General features: G+C 46.9%; 3 protein-coding genes. 1 reads left to right on the forward strand and 2 read right to left on the reverse strand.

Annotated elements, in window-relative coordinates; genetic code table 11:
- Positions 1–438: 438 nt before the first annotated feature.
- Positions 439–2,739, reverse strand: coding sequence for a SpaH/EbpB family LPXTG-anchored major pilin (locus tag KJY78_RS06370; RefSeq protein ID WP_348771220.1), 2,301 nt, complete (start codon positions 2,737–2,739; stop codon positions 439–441).
- Between the two features lie 40 nt (positions 2,740–2,779).
- On the opposite strand from KJY78_RS06370, the gene KJY78_RS06375 reads away from it, so the two are divergent.
- Positions 2,780–4,588: a hypothetical protein gene (locus tag KJY78_RS06375; protein WP_214337772.1), complete on the forward strand. Its 1,809-nt coding sequence runs from the start codon at positions 2,780–2,782 to the stop codon at positions 4,586–4,588.
- Here the strand turns inward: KJY78_RS06375 and KJY78_RS06380 are convergent.
- A partial coding sequence (locus tag KJY78_RS06380; RefSeq protein WP_214337774.1) for a SpaH/EbpB family LPXTG-anchored major pilin occupies positions 4,530–5,945 on the reverse strand: 1,416 nt, incomplete at its 5' end. The two genes, KJY78_RS06375 and KJY78_RS06380, sit on opposite strands and share 59 nt — an antisense overlap.

Here is a 5,945-nt window from a genome sequence, read left to right on the forward strand (position 1 = left end):
AGCAACGGTTTGCCCTGTTTGCGCACTAACTAGTGTGCTGAACACCAGCGCTAGTGTGAGAATGTTTGAAACAACACCCCGTGCCTGCAACAGCAAAGAAACCACACCAGTCAAAACAACCTCCAAACAAACACCCCTAAACCCCCTATATAAGAGCTTCAGACCCTAGCATCCAAAATAAACCACCATTAAAACTACCCCCCCCCCCCCCGGAAAAGTCAAACCAAACAACCCCCTACACACCACCAACACCCCCCCAAACCCACTAAAACAAAACCCCCCAATACACGCAACCAGCAAGATAAACACTAAACCGACACAAAACCACACCGTATAAAGTTTTAACTCCACGAAAACACACGCCTCGAAAAAGACCTTTAACCCTAGAGAACCAGACATACAGACAGTTTCAACCTATTAGTTAGTATAGGAAGTTTGTTAATGTTGCATATTGTTTTTGTTTGCGGTGAGTTTTCGTTTCCTGTGTACTATAGCAACGGTTATTAGGCCTGTAGCTATGAGTATTCCACCGGTTGTTAGCATGATTGTTTGGCCTTGTGCGCCGGTTAGAGGAAGCGCAGGAACAGTGACTTTGCTGTTGTAAACAGTTACTGTTGCAGGGTTAGCTAGAGTGTTATCTTCACCCACGGTAACCTGCGTACACGTATCGTTAAGCACGTATCCGGTTGGGGCTTTAATTTCTTTTATGCTGTATGTGCCGGCTTTAACCGCAAAAGGTGAAACCAGTTTACCCGTATCAACTGTTATAAGGGTTTCTTGTAGGTCTACTTTATTAGTGCAGGTGTCACCGGTGTAGAGTTCGAAGGTTGCGCCTGATATTGCGATCATGGTGTTTGTAACGTATTTTTGTATATCGAAGTACCCGTAGATGAGGGTTGGTGCACCACCCGGACCACCACCCGGGCCACCACCTGGGTCTGTAGGGGTTTGCTGTGTGGTATCTCCTCCATCAGAGGTTTTGATTCTAACTTTGGCGGTGTTTACAATCTTCCCGGGTTTATTAACTTTGGTTGTGATTTTGAATGTAACAGTTTCACCTCCTGTGAGGGTTGTTGTGTCATCTAACTGACCTGCTAGGTTTCGACCCCCGTCACCCGTAGATGTAATGGTTACATCAACCTCCATGCCGTTAACCTGCGCGGTAGTTTCAACGTAGCCTAGTTTTTCGGCAAGCTGGTCTGTGAAGCTTACTTCTGTGAATGTTTCACCGTTTTGGAGTTCTGGTAGTACTTGTGTGATAGTCCAGGTGACACTGTCACCGAGTTTTATGGCGTTTGTATCGTCTAGGGTTTTAGTTGGTTTAGCGCTAACAGTGTTTTTTGGGTAGACGTGTACGTTATAGTTCCACGTGTTGTTGCCGTTTGGGTGGGGGATGGTAACAATAAAAGGCGCAGCCTTTTTAACCACACCAGCAGGAGCCTGGGTTTCTGTAACCAGATAAGCACCAACATCTAGACCATCGAATGTGGCTTCCCCGTTATCGTCTGTTGTTTGGGTAGTTTCAGACCCCGCTACCCTGTTCTGGCCTTGTGCGCCGGTTAGAGGAAGCGCGGGAACAGTGACTTTGCTGTTGTAGACAGTTACTGTTGCAGGGTTAGTTAGAGTGTTATCTTCACCCACGGTAACCGGGAAACACATTGTGTTAAGCACGTATCCGGTTGGGGCTTTAATTTCTTTTATGCTGTATGTGCCGGCTTTAACCGCAATGGGTGAAACTAGTTTACCCGACTCAACTGTTATAAGCATTTCTTGTAGGTCTACTTTAGTTGTGCAGGTTTCGTCTTTGTAGAGTTCGAAGGTTGCGCCTGATATTGCGGTTGTGGTGCCTGTAACATATTTTTGTATATCAAAGTACCCGAAAAAGATAGTTGGTGCGCCACCAGGACCACCACCCTGTCCTGGGTCTGGGGTTGACTGTGTGGTATCTCCTCCATCAGAGGTTGTGATTCTAACTTTGGCGGTGTTTACAATCTTCCCGGGATCGTTTACTGTGGTTGTGATTTTGAATGTAACAGTTTCACCTCCTGTGAGGGTTGCTGTGTCTTCTAACTGACCTTCTAGGGTTCGGTTTCCATCACCTGTGGCGGTAACGGTTACACCAACCTCCATGCCGTCAACCTGCGCGGTAGTTTCAACGTAGTCTAGTTTTTCGGCAAGCTGGTCTGTGAAGCTTACTTCTGTGAATGTTTCACCGTTTTGGAGTTCTGGTAGTACTTGTGTGATAGTCCAGGTGACACTGTCACCGAGTTTTATAGCGTTCGTATGGTCTAGGGTTTTAGTTGGTTTAGCGCTAACAGTGTTTTTTGGGTAGACGTGTACGTTATAGTTCCACGTGTTGTTGCCGTTTGGGTGGGGTACGGTAACAATAAAAGGCGCAGCCTTTTTAACCACATTATCAGGAGCATTGGTTTCTGTAACCAGATAAGCACCAACAGCAAGACCATCGAATGTGGCTTCCCCGTTATCGTCTGTTGTTTTAATAGTTTCAGACCCCATAACTACCCTGGTTTTAGCTTGATCAACGGTTAAATTTTTAAGCGTCATCCAGCCGGTGTCTTGTGTGAGATCAAGATCGAGTTTTTGAATCTTAAACACTACCCCAGCAATCGCAACCCCCGCAGGGGCGGGGTTTTCAATCTGTCCTGTGCCGGGGTTGCCTTGAGGGGTTTGTTGTTTGTGTTTGTGCACAATAATCGAACCCCGCTGGCTTGCGTCAATATCACCCGGCGCGGCAAACCCCCTGTACCGGGTGGTTCGGGTGGTTTACCAAACAGGTCAAACCGTTGCTGGGGTGGGTGTTGCAACCGGGCAAAACACCACGCTGCAACAAGTAGCAGGTGATAAACCTGTTAAACCCACCACAACTACCACCAGCCTACAACCAAACAACACTGGTGCAAACAACACAAACAAAACCAAACCAGCAACAAACCCCCCACACACTACACAACTACCAGCCGGAATAAACCGCACCACCATCGCGGATCTAGTCACAACCACAACAACAACCAACAAACAACAATACTATCCCGGTGAAACAGCTAGCATCCAAGTGTCATTCCGGTATAACGAGGTGGAATATCCGATGGTTCAGGATATACAATCCAATCAGGATTCGTATACTGTTAAAATCAACTTCAATGTTCAACTACCCGCCGGGTTTACAATCTCAAATGAAACACTCACCAGAGGCCCCTTCACAAGAGACTGCACAAACCAAAGGCAATGCACACAAGATGGTTTCCAATGGAACTACAACACACAGTCACACACGCTAACTGGTAGTTTCCCAATCCCCAACAAACACTACAAGGACGGCGGCTCGTTACAACTGTTTGATGAAGAACTTAACATAACAGGAACAGTCACAGGCACACCCAACACATCCCACACAGTTACCACTACCGCTGATGGGGTTTTAGATTTCAGTTACATCGACTTTAAAACCAATTCCCGTGCTGATGATGCGCGAGAACCTTTCACCGCTATTCCATCAGAAGCGGTGTTTCGTGTTGTGCCCCGTAAAACGGTGTTGAAGGCTTCGTTTCAGCCTGTGGGGCTTACCGAAGGACAGGTTGTTGTAACAGGCGAGGTTTTATGCATTAACCCCCAAACGCGACAAGACAGGCGTACTAATCTTAGGTTTACTCTAAAACACAACGAACTAGCAGGCGGCAAATGGAACAGAGAATTAAACAACATGGTTGATGCAGGTAGCGATTGTGTGATAACCATTAACAAGGGCGCTGTTCCAGCAGGCTGGAGATGGAAAACACCCGACCGGATCACCCAAACAGAACAAAACATCACCACACCACGCACCACCACAATACGGCTGGAGGTTGAAAAAATACCAGTCGAAGTATCCACCGAAACAACTGCCACACCAACAGTAGCCGCAGGCCAACAAGTACGGGTAATATCAACAATCAAAGCCAGCGGCTACCAGGCGCGTAACATCCCCGTCACAATCCAACTACCCCGGGACGGGTTTGTAAACACTGCCGCCACAGTAAACTCGACGTGTACCACCACAGGGCGTGCCACATGCCCTGCCCAGTGGGTGTACAACGCAAACAGTCACACGGTAACAGCAACCATACCGCAGATTCCAGCCGGAGGCAGCATTAAAGTAACCGTTACAGGCAAAGCAGGGTTCTTCGCTGCTAACAGCCGAAGGTTCATTGCAACCACCAGCGCAACGTTTAAAGACACCAACCAAAACAATAACACTTCAAGAACGCAGTTTAATGTCACAAACAAAAGGGTCACAGTCTCACTCACTGTAAAACCCGAAGGAGAACACCCCACTAGTGGTGTTGTGACCGTAACGGGTAGTATCAACTGTGTTACCCCGTTTAAGCATAACAATACTTTCACGTACACGCTCAACTATGCCCAACTTACTAACGGCGCAGGAGCACCCCAAGTCATACATAAAATAGTATGGGCTGGAAGCAACTGCACAGTAACAGTACTCAACACAACAGCCCCCAACGGCTGGGAATTCACCAGCCAAAACCCGTTTGCGTATCAGCTGCAACAGGTGTGGTATCTCCTCCATTAGAGGTTTTGATTCTAACGTTGGCGGTGTTTACAATCTTCCCGGGATCGTTTACTGTGGTTGTGATTTTGAATGTAACAGTTTCACCTCCTGTGAGGGTTGTTGTGTCTTCTAAGTGACCTGTTAGGGTTCGGTTTCCGTTTCCTGTGGCGGTAACGGTTACATTAACCTCACGGCCGTTAACCTGCGCGGTAGTTTCAACGTAGCCTAGGTTTTCGGCAAGCTGGTCTGTGAAGCTTACCTCTGTGAATCTTTCACCGTTTTGGAGTTCTGGTAGCACTTGTGTGATAGTCCAGGTGACACTATCACCGAGTTTTATAGCACCCTTATCGTCTAGGGTTTTAGTTGGTTTAGCGCTAACAGTGTTTTTTGGGTAGACTTGTACGTTATAGTTCCACGTGTTGCCGTTTGGGTGGGGGATGGTAACAATAAAAGGCGCAGCCTTTTTAACCACATTAGCGGGAGCATTGGTTTCTGTAACCAGATAAGCACCAACAGCAAGATTATCGAATGTGGCTTCCCCGTTAAGGTTTGTTGTTTGGGTAGTTTCAGACCCCATAACTACCCTGTTTTTGGCTTGATCAACGGTTAGGGTTTTAAGCGTATTCCAGTCGGTGTTTTGTGTGAGATCAAGATTGAGTTTTTGAATCTTAAACTCTACCCCAGCAATCGCATCCCCCGCAGGCGCGGGGTTTTCAGGTTGTCCTGTGCCGGGGTTGCCTTGAGGGGTTTGTTGTTTGTGTTTATGCACAATAGTTGTTTCGGTGGATACTTCGACTGGTATTTTTTCAACCTCCAGCCGTATTGTGGCGGTGCGTGGTATGGTGATGTTTGATTCTGTTACCACAATAGGTGTATTCGTTTTCCATCTCCAACCAGCAGAAACCATACCCTTGTTAAGAGTCACAGTACAATTACTACCCACATCAACCATGTTATGCAACGATCGATCCCATTTACCGTTTACCCGTTCACTGTATTTCAGAGTAAACATAATATTACGCTTAGTCTGTTGCCCACGAACAGTACACGTAACATCACCTGTCACCACAACAACAACCGTATTAGGAACATTCCCCACAGGTGTAAACGAAGCCTTCAACACCGTTTTACGAGAAATAATTGTAAACATGGCTTGAGAAGCAACAGCGGTGAAAGATTCTGAATGGGCAACACCACCAAGTTTGCCGATAGGAAACTCAATCACTCCGTTAGCGGTAGTGGTAACCGTGTGGGATCCAATATGGTTTGTTGCAGTACCTTTTATTAGAACAGTGTCATCAAACAACTGCGCCGCGCCATCGTCCTTACTGTGATAAGAACGTAAACCACCAGTTAGCGTACGTGACTGTTGGTTATA

Source organism: Canibacter zhuwentaonis (assembly GCF_018531145.1).
In the GTDB taxonomy this organism is placed as follows: domain Bacteria; phylum Actinomycetota; class Actinomycetes; order Actinomycetales; family Microbacteriaceae; genus Canibacter; species Canibacter zhuwentaonis.